At 69.3% G+C, this 16,582-nt stretch carries 17 protein-coding genes; 13 read left to right on the top strand and 4 right to left on the bottom strand.

The window, feature by feature from the left end:
- Window positions 1-209: 209 nt before the first annotated feature.
- A complete protein-coding gene (locus G6N48_RS13310; RefSeq protein ID WP_085267740.1) occupies window positions 210-551 on the bottom strand; it encodes a hypothetical protein in 342 nt (113 codons plus the stop codon).
- Window positions 552-583: 32 nt separating this feature from the next.
- Window positions 584-1,003, bottom strand: coding sequence for an Hsp20/alpha crystallin family protein (locus G6N48_RS13305; protein WP_085268037.1), 420 nt, complete (start codon window positions 1,001-1,003; stop codon window positions 584-586).
- Window positions 1,004-1,312: 309 nt separating this feature from the next.
- On the opposite strand from G6N48_RS13305, the gene G6N48_RS13300 reads away from it, so the two are divergent.
- Entirely contained in the window at window positions 1,313-2,458 is a 1,146-nt protein-coding gene (locus G6N48_RS13300) for an LLM class flavin-dependent oxidoreductase (protein WP_085267741.1), read from the top strand.
- 42 nt (window positions 2,459-2,500) lie between these two features.
- Here the strand turns inward: G6N48_RS13300 and G6N48_RS13295 are convergent, their stop codons facing one another.
- Window positions 2,501-3,949: an aldehyde dehydrogenase family protein gene (locus G6N48_RS13295; protein ID WP_085267742.1), complete on the bottom strand. Its 1,449-nt coding sequence runs from the start codon at window positions 3,947-3,949 to the stop codon at window positions 2,501-2,503.
- Window positions 3,950-4,666: 717 nt separating this feature from the next.
- On the opposite strand from G6N48_RS13295, the gene G6N48_RS13290 reads away from it, so the two are divergent.
- From G6N48_RS13290 to G6N48_RS13235, 12 genes are all read left to right on the top strand, one after another.
- Window positions 4,667-5,521 carry a DUF732 domain-containing protein gene (locus G6N48_RS13290; protein WP_085267743.1) on the top strand — a complete coding sequence of 285 codons (855 nt, stop codon included), beginning with the start codon at window positions 4,667-4,669 and terminating at the stop codon, window positions 5,519-5,521.
- A 225-nt stretch (window positions 5,522-5,746) separates the two neighbouring features.
- Window positions 5,747-6,898 (top strand): cytochrome P450, encoded by a 1,152-nt coding sequence (locus G6N48_RS13285; RefSeq protein WP_161494174.1) that lies wholly within the window; start codon window positions 5,747-5,749, stop codon window positions 6,896-6,898.
- Between the two features lie 18 nt (window positions 6,899-6,916).
- A complete protein-coding gene (locus G6N48_RS13280) occupies window positions 6,917-8,146 on the top strand; it encodes a cation:proton antiporter (protein ID WP_085267745.1) in 1,230 nt (409 codons plus the stop codon).
- 86 nt (window positions 8,147-8,232) lie between these two features.
- Complete coding sequence (locus G6N48_RS13275; RefSeq protein ID WP_085267746.1) at window positions 8,233-8,502, top strand: hypothetical protein; 270 nt, start codon at window positions 8,233-8,235, stop codon at window positions 8,500-8,502.
- Between the two features lie 110 nt (window positions 8,503-8,612).
- A complete protein-coding gene (locus G6N48_RS13270) occupies window positions 8,613-9,611 on the top strand; it encodes an Acg family FMN-binding oxidoreductase (RefSeq protein ID WP_085267747.1) in 999 nt (332 codons plus the stop codon).
- A gap of 59 nt (window positions 9,612-9,670) precedes the next feature.
- Window positions 9,671-10,249, top strand: a complete 579-nt coding sequence (locus G6N48_RS13265; RefSeq protein WP_085267748.1) for an Rv1733c family protein — start codon at window positions 9,671-9,673, stop codon at window positions 10,247-10,249.
- A complete protein-coding gene (locus G6N48_RS13260; protein ID WP_085267749.1) occupies window positions 10,246-11,364 on the top strand; it encodes a 4Fe-4S dicluster domain-containing protein in 1,119 nt (372 codons plus the stop codon). Before G6N48_RS13265 ends, G6N48_RS13260 begins: the two co-directional genes overlap by 4 nt.
- Complete coding sequence (locus G6N48_RS13255) at window positions 11,357-12,214, top strand: FAD/NAD(P)-binding protein (RefSeq protein WP_085267750.1); 858 nt, start codon at window positions 11,357-11,359, stop codon at window positions 12,212-12,214. The genes G6N48_RS13260 and G6N48_RS13255 overlap by 8 nt, the downstream gene beginning before the upstream one ends.
- On the top strand, window positions 12,215-12,970 hold the full coding sequence (locus G6N48_RS13250) for an NADH-quinone oxidoreductase subunit B family protein (RefSeq protein ID WP_085267751.1): 756 nt from the start codon (window positions 12,215-12,217) through the stop codon (window positions 12,968-12,970). It abuts the gene before it with no gap.
- Window positions 12,967-14,259: a Ni/Fe hydrogenase subunit alpha gene (locus G6N48_RS13245; protein ID WP_085267752.1), complete on the top strand. Its 1,293-nt coding sequence runs from the start codon at window positions 12,967-12,969 to the stop codon at window positions 14,257-14,259. Before G6N48_RS13250 ends, G6N48_RS13245 begins: the two co-directional genes overlap by 4 nt.
- Entirely contained in the window at window positions 14,256-14,714 is a 459-nt protein-coding gene (locus tag G6N48_RS28255; RefSeq protein ID WP_085267753.1) for a hydrogenase maturation protease, read from the top strand. Before G6N48_RS13245 ends, G6N48_RS28255 begins: the two co-directional genes overlap by 4 nt.
- Window positions 14,707-16,143, top strand: coding sequence for a bifunctional lysylphosphatidylglycerol flippase/synthetase MprF (locus G6N48_RS13235; protein ID WP_232066617.1), 1,437 nt, complete (start codon window positions 14,707-14,709; stop codon window positions 16,141-16,143). Before G6N48_RS28255 ends, G6N48_RS13235 begins: the two co-directional genes overlap by 8 nt.
- Here the strand turns inward: G6N48_RS13235 and G6N48_RS13230 are convergent.
- Window positions 16,062-16,493, bottom strand: a complete 432-nt coding sequence (locus tag G6N48_RS13230) for a pyridoxamine 5'-phosphate oxidase family protein (protein WP_085267754.1) — start codon at window positions 16,491-16,493, stop codon at window positions 16,062-16,064. The genes G6N48_RS13235 and G6N48_RS13230 overlap by 82 nt on opposite strands.
- Window positions 16,494-16,582 lie beyond the last annotated feature (89 nt).

Raw genomic sequence — 16,582 nt, 5'->3', positions numbered from 1 at the left:
CCTGGGCTGGGGAGGCTCCGGTGCTCAGTGCTATACCCTCACGCCGAAACCCTGCCCGGGGGACGCAACAGGAGGTATCGCGGTGTTGGAAAAAGCCGCCGGGCTGACCCGGCCCCCAGTGCGATTGCCGAGATTGGGCTGTGGCGTATCCGCGCAAGGATCGGGGTGCGGAACGCCCGCGTCTTTCGCCGGGGGCACGGGCTGCTCGGCTAGGTCTGCTGTGATGCCATCACCTGCCTTTCACTGCGCTCGTGATCGTCCTTCTGCAGAGTTGGCTTCGTGGTCGGAGGGCTGCGCTGGACGGCGCGAACAGGCCGTGTCGGCAGGTCTCGCGACCGGCCCGCTACACCGCCTGCTGGCCCACCGCAGTGGCGCCTCGCCAGCGCGCATCCGGTGGCCGGCGATGGTGGTGCCACCCGCGCGGGTTGGGTTGCCTCGCACAGCATGTCGTCGATCTCGGCGAGCAGCGCCACCACATCGGGATCGAGGTTGAGGATCTCCGACTCCGCTGTGTCGACGCACGCCGCCGCCGCGGTGCTGATGTCAGTCATCGTGCTGATCCTGCCGCACTCTGACCGGCCGATCAGGCGTCGATGACCTTTTGGCCGTTACTGCGGCCGATCGTGATCTTGCGCGGTTTGGCCTTCTCTGCCACCGGAATTCGCAGCCGTAGCACACCACCGTCGTAGGACGCGGCGATCTTGTCGGTGTCGAGGTTGTCTCCGAGGACCAGTTGCCTGCTGAAGACGCCGCGGGGGCGTTCGGTGGCGAGCATGTCGCGGCCGGGGTCGACGTCGGGGCGCTCGGCGCGCACGGTCACCACGTTACGTTCGATATCGAGGTCCAGCGAATCCTCGTTGATCCCCGGCAGGTCGAACTCGACGACGAACTCCTCGCCTTCGCGCCAGGCATCCATCGGCATCACCGCGGGGCGGGCCGCGGTCCCCAACACCTGCTGGGTGAACCGATCGAGGTCACGGAACGGGTCAGTCCGCATCAACATGGTCGGCACCTCCAACTCTCCAATCTTGTGTCAGAAGACCTATGAATCTATGCCGTAAGGCACATATTTTTATATAGCACCGGCATCGGTCGCGGGCAAGGACCGAACCAAAAAAGTTGGGAAACACCACCACTGAGGTAGATGGCCGACCAGGGGCAGGCGCCCACCCCTGCAGCCGACCGTGGCATCCGCGTAGCCGAAACGGCACTGCGCGCCTTGAACGGACCACCGAACCCGTCGGACCTGGAAACGGCGGTCATCTGATCCAAACGCCGTCCAGCGCGGTGCGATCTTGCGACCATGGCAGCCATGAGCAGATTTCGTGTTGGTCTCGGCACGCAGCCCGTCAATTCACGATTGTCCCCGACCGTCCTCCCTCGCGCCGACGTACTGACCGCCAGAGCCGCTGGCGCCGACTCCTACTGGGTGGGGGATCACCTGAACGCGCTGTTTCCACGGTCGATCGCGAATCCGCGCTATCTCGGTGTCTCCCGCATCGTTCCCAAGATCGATGCCGTGCTCGAACCGTGGACGCTGCTGGGCCACCTGGCCTCCCGCAACCGCTTCGCGCGTTTGCGGCTGGGATTGGGCGTCACCGACGCCAGCCGGCGCAACCCGGCGGTGACCGCGCAAGCCGCCGCCACGCTGCATCTGATTTCACGGGGGCGTGCCATCCTGGGTATCGGCGTCGGTGAGCGCGAGGGTAACGAGCCCTACGGCGTTGACTGGACCAAGCCGGTCGCGCGCTTCGAAGAAGCCATCGCCACGATCCGCGCCCTGTGGAACTCCAATGGTGATCTGGTCACCCGAGACTCGCCCTACTTTCCGCTGCGCAACGCGGTCTTCGATCTGCCGCCATACCGCGGTAAATGGCCTGAGATCTGGATCGCGGCCCACGGACCGCGGATGCTGCGAGCCACTGGGCGCTACGCCGACGCCTGGTTCCCCGCGATGGTATTGCGGCCGGAGGACTACGCGCGGGGCCTTGACGCAGTGAGGACAGCGGCGTCCGACGCCGGGCGCGACCCGGCCGCCATCACGCCGGCGGCGTGGCTGTTCGTCGTCACCGGCCGAAGCGACGGCGAAATCGACGACGCCATGAGTTCCGACGCGGCAAAAGCGTTCGCACTCAACATTCCCGGCGAGATGTGGGCCGACCACGGTGTCCGGCACCCGCTCGGGGAAGACTTCTCCGGCGGTCAGGACCTCATTCCGCAGACCCTGGACGAATCCACGGTGCGGTCCTACGTCAAGGACGTGCCGCTGTCGCTGCTGAAGGCGGCGACGCTGACCGGGACACCACGGGACGTCATCGATCAGGCGGCCGAGTGGCGCGACCACGGGCTGGGCTACCTGGTGGCCTGCAACATCAGCGTGATGCAGCCCAGCCTGTGGAGGAGCGCGGCATCGACCGCTCCGTTCTTCCAGATCCTGCGAGGGCTGCGGAAGCTATGAGCCCCAGACAGACACATCCGGCGCTGCGCTACCGGCACCGGGTCATAGGCCGATGTAGACGGCCTTGGTGTTGAAGTAGGCCTCGATGCCCTTGCGGCCGCGCTCGCCGCCCCAGCCCGACTGCTTGTGTCCGCTGATCGGCATCGACGGGTCCGCCGCCAGCGACGAGTTGACCCAGATCTGGCCGGCACGAAGCTCGTTCACGACGCGATGGGCGCGGGACAGGTTCTCGGTCCAGATGGAGCCGGCGAGGCCGTAATGGGTGTCGTTCGCGGCGGCGATCACCTCGTCCTCGTCGTCGAAGGGGATGACGCAGCCGACCGGCCCGAAGATCTCCTCCTTGATGAGTCGCATATCGGGCGTGGTGTTGGTGACGATCGTCGCCTCGTAGAAGTAGCCCTTGCGGTCCATCGGCTTGCCGCCGGTGACGATCTGCGCGCCGCGCGAAACCCCCTCCTGCACAATGCTCTCGACGCGCTTGCGCTGCTTGTCGCTGATCAGCGGCCCGAGCACGGAATCGGGATCGTCGCTGCCGCCCATCGGCAACATCTGGGCGAACCCGGCGAGGCCCTCGACCACCTGGTCATAGATGCCGCGCTGGACGTACATGCGGGAGGTGCAGGAGCAGTTCTGCCCTGAGCCGGCGAGCAGGCCCATGCCGGCCCCCATGATCGCCTTGTCGAGGTTGGCGTCGTCGAACATGATCAGCGGCGACTTGCCGCCGAGCTCGAGCGTCAGGCGCTTGAGGTTGCCCGCGGCGGCCTTGACGATGAGCCGCCCGACCTCCGTCGATCCGGTGAACGAGATCTTGTCGACGTCGGGATGCGCGGTGAGTGCTGCGCCCGTGGTCTCGCCGTAGCCGGTGATGACATTCAGCACGCCGTCGGGCAGACCCGCCTCACGGAAGATCTCCTCGAGCTTCAGCGCGGTCAGTGGCGTCTCCTCGGCGGGCTTGAGGACGGCGCTGCAGCCCGCTGCGAGGGCGGGCGCGACCTTGAGCATCGCGACGAAGAAGGGCCCGTTCCACGGGATGATGAGGCCGACCACGCCGACCGGCTCGAGCTGGGTGAAGGTGTGGTAGGTCTCCCAGGTGCCGAGCAGCCCGTCGGACACGAGGTTGGCCGACTCGCCATGGATCTTGCCGACCCAGCCCGCGTAGTACTTCAGCATCTCCACCGACACCGGGATGATGTGCCGCGCGGCCGTCGTGTTCATGCCGTTGTCCTGGGCCTCGAGCGCGGCAAGCTCCTCGGTGCGCTCCTCGATGATGCGCGCGGCGCGAAACAGCACGTTCGCACGGTGCGACGCGGGCGCCTTGCGCCACACACCCGACTCGAAGGTCTCGCGTGCCCGGGCGACCGCCGCGTCGACGGCTGCCTGGTCGGAATCCGGGACTTCTGCGATCTGCTCCTCGTTGGACGGGTTGAAGACCGGGATGACCACCGCGCTCCGGCTCTGAACCGCGGGATCGATGTTGACGGTGCTACTCACGGTTGTTCATCCTTTCGCCGAGCCGCTCCGAGAAGGAACCGCGCGATGGTTCGGTCGTTCAGACGCATTGCCGAGCAAAGCGGGTGCGCGGGCGTCGAGGCGGCGGGCCGCGTCATGGTGCCGCACACCGGTGGGAGCCCTCCGCTCCTGAACACGGACGTTGCGGCCGTTAGGTTACGCGCTTAACCTCCGACCGTCCAGTGGCCTGCGCGTTCCCCGGGCGGCGGTCCTGCGCGCGCGTCACCATCGATGAAAGGCGTTGCGCAGGAACGTTACCGGTGAGTAAGCGCGCGCCCTCCGACGGCCTGGGCGTGCTGCCGCTGCGGATCGCGTCTGCCGCCAATGCATTTCGCACATCGGACATGCCATTCGCCGCTGGGATCACAGCCGGCTTTCAGCGCCGGTCCCGGATTTCGACCTACCGCACGGCCCGCCCACGGGACTAGGATCTCTGCATGCCGTCGACCAGCGGCTCGACGATTGCTTGGCACGCCATCCCGCGCGTCCGGGATGTCGACGGTTGGCCGACCCCCGCAGTCCGATCTCGGCGATTGTCCCGTTCACGCGACGTGCAGTGGATCGCGCCCCGTTGCGTGGCGCGCCGGACTCCGAATCGTGCGCCCCGCAAGGCGCGCCGGCCCCACGGACACCCGTGGTGCACGAATCGCTGTCTACGTTCGTCGAACGATGGGCCCGAATAGAACGGAAACTCCTGCCATGTCTACCGGCATCGCCAGGTTCGCCGGCATCACCGGCCACGCCGGAGTCCTGGGCACCGCCCTCACAGTGCTGACGTGCGCTGCGATCCTGCGCGGCGGCGTAGCAGTGGCCGATCCAGACGAAGACGCGCACTTTCTGGCCCTGCTCGACAGGGAAGGCATCCCTGCGCTGAGGGGCGTGCCGAGCCTCATTCACGGCGCCCATGAAACCTGCAGCAAGCTCGACGCCGGCATGTCCGCCCCGGGATTGGTGGACGCGATGGTCAACGGCGCCTACAGCGTCGACCCGCCCGAGCGCCAATACGACCCCGGCCGACTCGCACGCACCGAGGCCCGATTCATCACCGCCGCGGTCGAGGCGTACTGCCCCTACGACCGAGACAAGATCGCGTCCCTCGTAACCGGCGGCCCGGCGGGGTGGAACGAGAACGGCACGCCGTCACGTTCACGTCGAGTGGTGCTCGCCTCGCTGGCCGTCCCCGTTCCCGCCGGCGAGGCCCCCCAGCCGGACCCGCCGGAGCTTCCTGTGCCACCGCCCGCGGCGCACGTCCGGATAGCGCCCAAGCCGATCGCGACGCCGCCGCGGCCGAAACAGTCGCCCCCGCCGCCGCAACAGCCGCCGCCTCCGCCGCAACAGCCTCCGCCTCCCGCCGCCACGCCGCAGCCGGCGCCGCCCGTCGCCGCGCCGCAGCCGGGCAGTGGTCCCGCCGGCGCCGGCGGCAGTGACATCGGGACCGGCCCGGGCGCCGGCACCGGTGGCGGCGGCCCCGGCATGGGTGGTGGCGGCGGCCGTCCCGCGGAGCCGTCGCCGGCGCCGCCGATGCCTCCCGGATTTGTCACGCTGGCACCGTGACCCGGGCTCCAGATAAAGGTCGCGTTACAGTCCGAAAACCGTTGTAAAATAATCGGATTGATGTGGCATCTGACCGCGACGCGGGCGCCAGGGCCTCGTGAAGCACGCCTGGGCCTGCGCGGTCGATTTCCGAAACGGCCACCCTCTGTTCACCATCGCGGCGCACGGATTCATCTACGATCTGCCCGTGAACGCGATCCGTCCAGCAGTGCTGCGGTGCTCGACGTGAGTCGCTTCGCGCTCCCGCCGCCGCCGTTTCTGGACGAGAATCGGTGCCTCATCGCGGACGACCCGAGGGACTACTGGCGCACGCTGCGCGACGGTGCCGTGTTTCGCGAACTGAGTGGTTACTACGTCCTGGCCCGCGGCGAGGACGTGCGCGCGGCGCTGCGCGACCCGCGCACCTTCGGCTCACGCCGCAAAGAGCTCGCGCCGGCCGGGGGCTGGGTGAAGACCGAACTGATCCCACTCCCGATCGCCTACGACCCTCCCGACCACACGCGCTACCGCCAGATCCTGCGACCCTACTTCGGCCCCCAGGCGGTCAACGGGCTGACGTCGCAGCTGCGGGAACATGCCGCCGCGCTCGTCGGCGCCGTCGCGTCCGACGGCGCGTGCGAAGCGATCGGCGACATCGCCGACCCCTATCCGTTCGGGGCGCTGGCCATTTTGTGCGGACTCCCGCTGGAGGACCGCGACAAGGTGGTCGCCTGGGCGGACGACGTCATCTGGGACGTGCCGGGGTCGGCGCAAACGTCGCAGTTGCTCCGATATCTCATCGAGGCGATCGAGGCGGAAGAGAAGCCGGCCCTTGCGGCCCGACTGCTCACCGGAGACGATCCGCTCACCCAAGACGAGGTGATCGGGCTCTTCGCCCTTCTGTATTTCGCCCAGGACGGCATGCAGTCGGCCATCGGCTCGGCGCTGCTGCACTTGGCGCGCAACCCGGAGTTGCGTTCGCTGCTTCGCGAAAACCCCGATCAGGTAAGGGCTTTCGCCGAGGAAGTGCTCCGGCTCGAGACCCCGCTGCCATTCATCGGACGCTTCACCAATCGAGACGTCACCGTCGCCGGCGTCACCATCCCGGCGGGCTCTCCGGTGCGCTTGTGCCTGGCGTCGGCCAACCTCGGCGACGGCAAGGAGTCATCGGTGGTCGTGGGCGACGACGGGAGAATTCCGCCGAAGCAACACAGGACATTCGGCGGCGGCATCCACCGCTGCCTGGGCAAGACGATGGCGCGAATGGAACTTGCGGTGATCGTGACGGAATGGTTGCGCGCCGTGCCGGATTTTGAGTTGGAGCCGGGCTTCACGCCCCGGTTCAGCTTCCGGCAGGGTGGGGCGGTGGTGCTGAGCAGGCTGCCGCTGCGGTGGTAGCGACCATAAGCTCCCTGTGTGCAGAGCTTTGGTTTCCCCACACTGGCCTTGCTGACCGCCGTCGGGTTCGCGGGCCCGCTGCTGGCATCGCTGCCGCGCCTGCGGATACCGGTGATCATCGGTGAGCTGACCGCGGGTTTGATCATCGGCAAGACCGGCCTCGGAGTCGTCGACGTCGGCAACCCGACCTTCGAGCTCCTGGCGAACGTCGGTTTTGCGCTGGTGATGTTCGTGGTGGGCACCCACGTCCCCGTCCGCGGCAACAACCTGCGTTCGACGTTCCCGATGGCGTTGGCGCGGGCCGGCCTGGCCGGCGCCGCCGCGGCGGCTCTGGGGTTCGGGCTGGCCGCGAGGTTCGGTACGGGCCACGCGGCCCTCTATGCCGTGGTGATGGCGTCGTCGTCGGCGGCGCTGGCGCTGCCGGTGATCGATTCGCTGCGGCTGCGTGGCCCTCAGGTGCTCTCAGTGACGACGCAGATCGCCATCGCGGATGCCGCGTGTATTGTCTTGTTGCCGTTGGTGATCGACGCGCGGAGGGCGGCCCCCGCGGCGCTGGGTGCGCTGGCCGTGGCGGGCTGCGCGGCGTTGCTCTACGTGCTGCTGCGGGGATTCGACCGCAGGGGCTGGCGCGGCCGCGCGCACAGCTTCTCCGAACGGCACCGGTTCGCACTGGAGCTGCGGATCAGCCTGCTGGTGCTTTTCGCGCTGGCGGCGCTGGCCGTCACCACCCGCGTCTCGGTCATGCTGGCGGGTTTCGCGGTGGGGCTGGTGGTCGCCGCGGCCGGTGAACCGCGACGGTTGGCACGCCAGCTGTTCGGCATCACCGAGGGCTTCTTCAGCCCGTTGTTCTTCGTCTGGCTGGGCGCCTCGCTGCAGGTGCGCGAACTGGCGTCGCACCCGAAGCTGATCCTGCTGGGGGTGGGCCTGGGTCTGGGTGCGGTCCTCGCACACTGCGCGGGCCGGCTCCTCGGCCAGCCTTTGACGATCGCGGCGCTGTCGGCCGCACAACTCGGAGTGCCCGTGGCGGCGGCCACCATCGGCACCGAGGAGCACCTCCTGGTAGCGGGGGAGTCGGCGGCGCTGATGTTGGGTGCGCTGCTGACGATCGCGGCCACCTCGCTCGCCGGCGCACTGGCTGCGCGCGGTCAGCCCGACGCCGCGGAGGCCGTCGCGTCCGGGCCGCATGGTGACCCGAAGGGCACAGGGCCGTCCCCGCGGGCACCTCGCCGGGCCGCAACGCACGACTGAAGCCCCGCCATCCGGTGTCGTTCGGCCCTACTGGCGGGGTCGGGGAAGTGTTCGTATGGAACACAAGCCCGATCGGGGAGGCTGCGATGAAATTGACCGCACAGGTACGGGGGCAGCATCGGCACGCCCCCGTGACGGCGATGTACCGCGTCACCGACAGATTGCACGGCGGACGCACGGTTGTGGTGCCCGGCTCTCAGATCGCGTCGACGGTGTCGGCGTGGCTGGCCGAACTCGGCGCGCACAGCCCCCTGGTCGACGACCTGGCGCGCGCGGCGTGTGTCGGCGACTGGGCGGCGGCCCGTGTCGTCGCCGACCAGTTGTCCGTCGACGTGACCCTGGTCCCGGCGGCGTGATGCCGCCGCAATTGGCCCAAAGTCCCTAGCTCTTGTGCCCTCGTGCTCTCGTCCGGCGTTGCCCGTCGGGCGATCGTGAATCCAAGGATTTACCGAAGGGAACACCAGCCATGAACACGCGGTTTCCGGACTTCGGCACAGTGCGCACGGCCCTGACCCTGGCGGCCCGCGCCCCGTCGGTCCACAACACCCAGCCGTGGCGATGGCGGGTGGACGCGGCCAGCCTGCACCTCTACGCCGATACCGGCCGGCAGCTGCCCAACACCGACCCCGACGGCCGCGACCTCATCTTGAGTTGCGGTGCGGCGCTGCATCACTGCGTCGTCGCATTCGCCGCGGTCGGGTGGCGGTCCAAGGTGACCCGGCTGCCCAACCCGGCCGAACCCAACCACCTCGCGGCGATCGAGTTGACCCCGCACCCCGCGGACGCGGTCGACATCGCACTGGCCGCGGCGATCCCCCGGCGGCGCACCGATCGGCGCAACTATGGATCCTGGCCGGTGCCGGTGGCCGACATCGCGTTGATGGCCGCGCGCGCGGCCCGCCACGGGGTCACGCTGTGCCAGGTCGAAGACACGGACAAACTGCGGCGCATCGTCGCCCAATCGGTGCGGGAACACCTCAACCGCGACTACCTGGCCGAGCTCACGACCTGGAGCGGGCGTTACGCCTCGGTGGCAGGGGTCCCGGCCCGCAACACCCCCGCCGCCGACCCACAGGCGAAGATCCCGACCCGCCTCTTCGCGGGGCCCACGCTGCCCATGCCGGCGGACTCGTCGCCGGCCGACGACAACGCCGTCGTCCTGGCGCTGGGGGGCCGCAACGACGACCGGCTGGCGCAGTTGCGCGCCGGCGAGGCCACCAGCGTCGTCCTGCTGACAGCGACCTCGTTGGGATTGGCCAATTGCCCGGTCACCGAACCGTTGGAGATCGCCGAGACGCGCGCGGCGGTGCGCTCCGACGTCTTCGGCGACACCAACTGGCCGCAGATGCTGCTGCGGGTCGGCTGGGCGCCGATCAACGCGGACCCCCTGCCGGCGACACCGCGCCGCGACCTCGCCGACTTCGTCGAGTGGACGGTCGACCACGAGCACCACGGCGCGTTGTAGGCGCGCGAAGCCTGATCAGTCCAAGTGAAGCGAAAGAGTTGAGACGCAGGGGGATTGCGATGGAGATGTTCACGGTGAACCCACGAAGCTGGCGGCTCGCCCGGATATTCGGCCGCAACCCGCTGCTTCGCCGCGCCGATCGTGTCGAGGCGCTGGTCGTACTGGTCGCCGTCGTGGTCGCGCTGAGCGCCGTGCCCGTTTGCGCCGTGGTGGGCGCCGTCACCTACGGTGCGCGCGACCGTGCCTACGCGCAGGAGGCGCTCGAGCGGCACCGCGTGACGGCCACGGTGACCGACGCCCGAGCCGAGGACCTGGGGGCGACCCTCGTACAGGTGAAGTGGCGTGTCGACGGCGCCGAGCACACCGGGACGGTTGTGCCCGCCGACCCGGCCAAGCTCGGCGACCGGATCGATATCTGGGTCGACAAGGGTGGCAACCCGGTGGGCCGGCCCACCCCGTCCTGGCTCGCGGTCGGCGAGGGGCTCGCCATGGCGGTGGTCACGATGCTGTGCGTGGCGGCCCTCCTGGGATTGCTTGTCGCCATGGTGCGTTCGCGACTCGACCGGGCACGCTACGCCGGCTGGGAGCGGGAGCTCGGGCGCCTCGCCGAGGACGGCGGCCGGAAGCATCGGCAATGAGCCGCCCGGGCGGCGGTGCCGCGGTGCTGGACGCCGCGGGGTTGCACCGGCTGGTCGACATACTCCTCGAGCGCGGGTATCGCGTCGTCGGTCCGACGTTGCGGGACAACGCGATCGTGCTCGACGAACTCGAGTCCGCCGCCGATCTGCCGTGGGGGTGGGGCGCCGACGTCGGCCCCGGGCACTACCGGCTGCGTCGTCGCGACGACAACGCCGCGTTCGGGCATTCGTCAGGGCCGCAATCCTGGAAACAGTTCCTGCACCCGCCGCGGCAACGACTGTGGTCGGGCACCCGGGATGGGTTCAACGACAACGCATCTGCTGAGGAGCCTGCGCGGTATGCCCTTCTCGGGGTCCGCGGTTGCGACCTGGCGGCGATAGCGACCCTGAATCGGGTGCTCGGCCACGGCGAGTCGGCCGACGCCGCCTTCGTCGGCCGTCATCGCCGGATCTTCGTCGTCGCGGTGAACTGCACCGAACCGGGCGGACTGTGCTTCTGCGCCTCGATGGGCACCGGCCCCGCTGCCGGACCGGGCTACGACCTCGCCCTCACCGAGCGCGCCGGCGGTGAGGCCGTGACCTACGTCGTCGACGTCGGAAGCGGCGAGGGCGCCGACGTCCTCGCCGCCATCCCGCACACCGCGGCCGGCGGGGAGGAGATCGACGCCGCGCGCGCCGAGGTGGCAGCGGCGTCACACCGGATGGGTCGCCGGATGCCCGACACGGACCTGCGCAATCTGCTTGTGCAGGCCCGGGAATCCCCGCAATGGGAAGAAATCGCCGACCGCTGCCTGACGTGCGGCAACTGCACGATGGTCTGCCCCACCTGCTATTGCACCAGCACCGAGGACGTCAGCGACCTCACCGGTGAACACGCCGAGCGGTGGCAGCACTGGGCCTCCTGCTACGAGTTCGACTTCACTTACGTCCACGGCGGCGGCAGCGTGCGCCAGTCCGGCGCATCGCGGTACCGGCACTGGCTGACCCACAAGCTGAGCGCCTGGCACGACCAGTTCGGCTCCTCGGGGTGCGTCGGCTGCGGGCGGTGCATCGCGTGGTGTCCCACCGGGATCGACATCACCGAGGAGATGAACAAGATGGCCGGCGATGCCTGACGAACGAGCCGGCGTGACAGCGCCGCGTAACGCGATGGCGCCCAACCCGTATCGGGTGCGCAGCCGTGTCGTGGAGAGCCCGGATTCGGCGACGCTGTGCCTGGAGCCGCTCGGCGAGACGCTGCGTGCGCCGCGGCCCGGCGAGTTCATGATGCTCTACGCCTTCGGAGTCGGTGAGGCGGCGATCTCGGTCAGCGGCGACCCCACCGTCACCGACGGATCGATCACCCACACCGTCCGCGCGGTCGGGGCGGTCAGCCGCGCCCTGCACGACGCCGAACCGGGAACCGTTGTCGGCGTGCGGGGCCCGTTCGGCACCACCTGGGGGCTCGAGGAGGCGTCCGGCAGGGATCTGGTGATGGTCGCCGGCGGTGTGGGTTTGTGCCCGCTGCGCCCCGCCATCCTGGGCGCGCTGGCGCAGCGGTCGCGTTACGGCAGGCTGACGCTGATCGTGGGCGCCCGCTCGCGCGCGGACTTCCTGTTCGCCAAGGAACTCGAGAAGTGGGCCGAGGAGCCCGCGATCGAGTTGCATGTGACCGTGGACGTCCCGGTCGCGGGCTGGCGCGGCGAGGTGGGGCTGGTGACCGAACCGCTGCACCGGCTCGCGCTGGAACCCGAGCGCACCACGGCCTTCCTGTGCGGACCGGAGCCGATGCTGCGATTCGGCGCCGAGGCGTTGCTTTCCAAAGGAATTGCGGCGCGCGACATCCGGGTGTCGCTGGAGCGCAACATGCAATGCGGGATCGGGCTGTGCGGCCACTGCCAGCTGGGCCCGCTGCTGGTGTGCCGCGACGGGCCGGTCGTCGGTTATGACGTCGCCGGCCCACTGTTGGGAGTCAAGGAGCTGTAGATGAACCCCAGTCTGGCCGTGTGGAAGTTCGCGTCCTGCGACGGTTGTCAGCTGACGTTGCTCGACTGCGAGGACGAGCTGCTCACCCTCGCCGACCGGGTGCAGATCGCCACCTTCGCGGAGGCGTCCAGCTCGATGGTCGGCGGCCCCTACGACGTGTCGCTGGTCGAGGGCTCCGTCACCACCCATCACGACACGCAGCGCATCCGCGAAATCCGCTCGCAGTCGAAGATTCTGGTCACCATCGGAGCTTGCGCGACGGCCGGGGGAGTGCAGGCCCTGCGCAACTTCGCCGACATCGACGAGTTCACCTCCGTCGTCTACGCCAAGCCCGAATACATCGACACGCTGGCGACCTCCACTCCGGCGTCGGCGCATGTGCACGTCGACTACGAGCTGCCGGGCTGTCCGATCGACCGCGGCCAGCTGCTCGACACGCTGGCGGCCCTGCTGATCGGCCGCAAGCCGCGGCTGCCGGCCAAGACGGTGTGCACGGAATGCAAGATGCGCGGGGTGACGTGCGTCCTGGTCGCCGACGGCACCCCGTGCCTCGGCCCCGTCACCCACGCCGGCTGCGGGGCGTTGTGCCCCAGGCATCGTCGCGGCTGTTACGGCTGCTTCGGGCCGTCCGCGACGCCGCAGACGGCGACGCTGATACCGCTGCTGCGTCGCGACGGCATGTCCGAGGGTGACGTGGACCGGGTCTTCTCGACGTTCAACGTCACCGCCTTCGCCGAGCGGGGGGACAAGCGGTGACCCCGGCGACGCGCACGCTCAGCGTCGGCACGCTGACCCGCGTCGAAGGGGAGGGGGCGCTGCACGTCACCCTGTCCAACGGCGTGCTGCAGAGCGTCGAGCTCAACATCTACGAGCCGCCGAGGTTTTTCGAGGCGTTCCTGCGCGGCCGCGCCCACACCGAGCCACCCGACCTCACGGCGCGGGTCTGCGGGATCTGCCCGGTCGCCTATCAGGTCAGCGCCTGCAACGCGATCGAGGACGCCTGCGGCGTGCGGGTCGACCCGGAGCTGGTCGCGCTGCGCCGGCTGCTGTACTGCGGCGAATGGATCCACAGCCACGTCCTGCACATCTATCTGTTGCACGCGCCCGACTTTCTCGGCTATCCGGACGCGATCGCCCTGGCCCGCGACGAGCGCGACATCGTCGAGCGTGGGCTGCGGTTGAAGAAGGCGGGCAACCAGTTGATGGAGTTCGTCGGCGGACGCGCGATCCACCCGGTCAACGTGCGGCTGGGCGGGTTCTACTCGGTGCCCCGCCGGTCGCAGTTCGCGCCGCTGGCCGAGCAACTGCGCCGCGCACTCGACGATGCGCTGGCCACGGTCGAATGGGTGTCGGGATTCGACTTCCCCGAGCTCGAACTCGACCACGAGTTGCTGGCGCTGCGCCAGGCCGGCCGCTACCCGATCGAGAACGGCGCCATCGCGCGCAGCGCCGGGCCGGCTTTTCCGGTCGCCGAGTTCACCGAACATGTGCGCGAGTCGCAGGTGCCGCACTCCACCGCGCTGCACGCGACGCTCGACGGCGGATGCCACCTGACCGGTCCGCTGGCGCGCTACAACCTCAACTCGTCGGCGCTGTCGCCGATCGCTGCACAGGCCGCCGCTTCCGCCGGGCTCGGCGCCGAGTGCCGAAACCCGTTTCGCAGCATCGTCGTTCGTGCCGTCGAAGTTGTCTACGCCGTCGAGGAGGCGCTGCGGATCATCGAGGAGTACCAACGCCCCGCGCGCCCGTTCGTCGATGTCGAGGCCCGCGCGGGCGTCGGGCACGGCGTGAGCGAGGCGCCCCGGGGCCTGCTGTATCACCGGTACCGCATCGACGACGACGGCCTGGTATCGGCGGCGACGCTCATCCCCCCGACATCCCAGAACCAGGCGGCCATCGAAGCCGACCTGGCCCGGCTGGTCGCCGCCAACCTCGCCCTCGAGGACGCCGCGCTGACCACCATGTGCGAGCGGTTGATCCGCAGCTACGACCCGTGCATCTCCTGCTCGACGCATTTCCTGACGCTTACGGTGCGACGGGGATGACCGGCGTCGTCGTGATAGGCCTGGGCAACGTCTACCGCCGGGACGACGGCGTAGGCTTCGCCGCCGCGGTTGCACTTGATGAGCTCGAGCTGCCGAACGTTGGTGTGATGGCGGGGGTTTCCGACCCGGCGGTCCTGGTGGACGTGTGGGCGGACGCTGTCCTGGCCGTGGTGATCGATGCCGCGGTCGCGACGCCCTCGGAGCCGGGCCGCGTCCGTCGCTGCACTCTGGACGACCTGGCCGCCGGCCCCGATGGGCTGAGTTCGCACGGCGTCGACCTGCGCAGCGCCCACGCCCTGGGCCGCGCGCTCGGGCGGGTCCCCGACGCGCTGGTGATCTTCACCGTCGACGTGACCGACACGGCTCACGGCGTCGGCTTGAGCCCGCAGGTCGCACGCGCGGTGCCGGAGGTCGTTCGCCTGGCGGCACGCGAGATCGAGCTGGCTCGTGTCTGAGCAGCCGCGCACCCTGCTCAGGGCCCACGTGCGGGCGGCGCGTTACGCCAGCGCGCTGATGCTGCTCTGCGTCCTGGCCTGGCTCACGGTGCTGGCCGCGCGCGAGCACCTCGGCTACGAGCGGGTGGCCCCGGGCCGGTTCGGTTGGTCGGTCGCGCTTTTGGGTGCGGTGGCCCTGATCGCGCGCGGCATCTTTCTCGGACGGCCCGTGACCGCCGGCCACGCGCTTGTCGCGGCCGCCGTGGCGGGTGCGGGTCTGGGCGCGCACTTCCTGGCGTTCGCGTCGCTGGGCAATCTCCTGCTCGCCGGCAGCGGGCTCGCGCTCACGTGGCCCACCAGGGCGAAACCCCAACCGGAACTGCTGGATCGGGTGTGGACGCTGGTCAACGCCACTCACGCGGACCCGTTGGCGCCCTTCGCCATGCAATCGAGCAAGAGTTATCACTTCAACTCCGGCGAGACCGCGGCGATCGCTTACCGCACCCGCTTGGGTTTCGCCGTGGTAAGCGGCGACCCGATCGGTGACGCTTCCCAATTCGAGGCCTTGGTCGACGATTTCGTGCGCATGTGCCGCAGCCGCGGCTGGCAGATCATCGTCCTGGCCGCCGGCGAGCGGCATGTGCGGCTGTGGCGAACCGAGAAGGTCGGGCAGCCGATGCTGGCCATCCCGATCGGCCGCGACGTCGTGGTGGATGTGCGCCGTTTCACCCTGAGCGGGAGGCGATTTCGCAACCTGCGCCAAGCGGTGCAGCGCACCCGCAATTACGGGGTCACCACCGAGATCGTCGACGAGCGACGGCTCAGCGGACCGCTGAGAGACGAGCTCACCGAGGTGTTGTATGCCGCGCACCGAGCCGCGCGCACCGAACGCGGCTTCTGCATGAACCTCGACGGGGCCCTACAGGGCCGCTACCCCGGAATACGGCTGGCCGTCGCCCGTGACCGGGCCGGACGGGTGGTCGCGTTTCACCGGTATCTGACCGCCGGCGGGGGCACCGAAGTCAGCCTCGACGTGCCGTTCCGGCGTCCGGACGCACCCAACGGCGTTGACGAGCGGCTCAGCGCCGACATGATCTCGGACGCCAGAACCCGAGGTGCGCTGAGGCTCTCGCTGGCGTTCGCCGGTTTCCCGGAGATCTTCGAGGCGAACGACCCCGGCTTGCCGCAGCGGGTCGCCTACCGGTTGATCCACCTGCTGGACCCGCTGATCCGGCTCGAGTCGCTGTATCGGTACCTGCGCAAGTTCCACGCGTTGGCCGAGCGGCGTTACGTGGTGTTGTGCGGCCACCACATTCCGGCGGCGCTGGTGGTGTTGCTGTCGCTGGAGTTCGTGCCGCGCCCCCGCGGTCAGGCACGCATCGACTTGTCCACCGGGAAGCCGAAACGGAAGCGCCGCCCCGTGATCGTCTCCGGGACGATCCGCACGTAGTGCGATTTCTCCGACGCCGTCCACGGCAGCACCTGGGCGTGTTCGGCATCCTCGATCTCCTCGTCGGTGCGCAGCGAGCGCGCGGTGCCCTTGACGATCACGCTCCACCCCTCGGCGACGTTGTGATCGTCGGCCTCGAACAGCACGTGCCGGTTGATCGCGGTGCTGACCAACTTGGTCCCCTCCGCGGTGCGGAAGAGGATGGTGCGGCGCTGAACCACGTAGTTGACCGGGAAGATCTCAGGCTGGCCGTCGACACTGGTGACCAGTCGCCCCAGCGCCACACCCGCCAACAGCTCCCAGCATTCGTGTGCGGGCAGGATGTTCACCCCGTCCTCGATCATCGACATAGCGTTCCCCTTCATCAATGCGCGGTCGCGCTCTAAGCAAGTCCCGGTGCGGCAAGGCTATGCAAGAAAACCGCGCGCGGCGCCGGTCG

Source organism: Mycobacterium parmense, from assembly GCF_010730575.1.
Lineage (GTDB): Bacteria > Actinomycetota > Actinomycetes > Mycobacteriales > Mycobacteriaceae > Mycobacterium > Mycobacterium parmense.
The sequence above is the reverse complement of the archived record's forward strand: the minus strand, read 5'-3'. Positions and strand labels throughout refer to the sequence as shown.

Coding starts and splice junctions, on each gene's coding strand:
- G6N48_RS13310 (WP_085267740.1), bottom strand. CDS start 551: ATGACTGACATCAGCACCGCGGCGGCGGCGTGCGTCGACACAGCGGAG.
- G6N48_RS13305 (WP_085268037.1), bottom strand. CDS start 1,003: ATGTTGATGCGGACTGACCCGTTCCGTGACCTCGATCGGTTCACCCAG.
- G6N48_RS13300 (WP_085267741.1), top strand. CDS start 1,313: ATGAGCAGATTTCGTGTTGGTCTCGGCACGCAGCCCGTCAATTCACGA.
- G6N48_RS13290 (WP_085267743.1), top strand. CDS start 4,667: ATGTCTACCGGCATCGCCAGGTTCGCCGGCATCACCGGCCACGCCGGA.
- G6N48_RS13275 (WP_085267746.1), top strand. CDS start 8,233: ATGAAATTGACCGCACAGGTACGGGGGCAGCATCGGCACGCCCCCGTG.
- G6N48_RS13270 (WP_085267747.1), top strand. CDS start 8,613: ATGAACACGCGGTTTCCGGACTTCGGCACAGTGCGCACGGCCCTGACC.
- G6N48_RS13265 (WP_085267748.1), top strand. CDS start 9,671: ATGGAGATGTTCACGGTGAACCCACGAAGCTGGCGGCTCGCCCGGATA.
- G6N48_RS13260 (WP_085267749.1), top strand. CDS start 10,246: ATGAGCCGCCCGGGCGGCGGTGCCGCGGTGCTGGACGCCGCGGGGTTG.
- G6N48_RS13255 (WP_085267750.1), top strand. CDS start 11,357: ATGCCTGACGAACGAGCCGGCGTGACAGCGCCGCGTAACGCGATGGCG.
- G6N48_RS13250 (WP_085267751.1), top strand. CDS start 12,215: ATGAACCCCAGTCTGGCCGTGTGGAAGTTCGCGTCCTGCGACGGTTGT.
- G6N48_RS28255 (WP_085267753.1), top strand. CDS start 14,256: ATGACCGGCGTCGTCGTGATAGGCCTGGGCAACGTCTACCGCCGGGAC.
- G6N48_RS13230 (WP_085267754.1), bottom strand. CDS start 16,493: ATGTCGATGATCGAGGACGGGGTGAACATCCTGCCCGCACACGAATGC.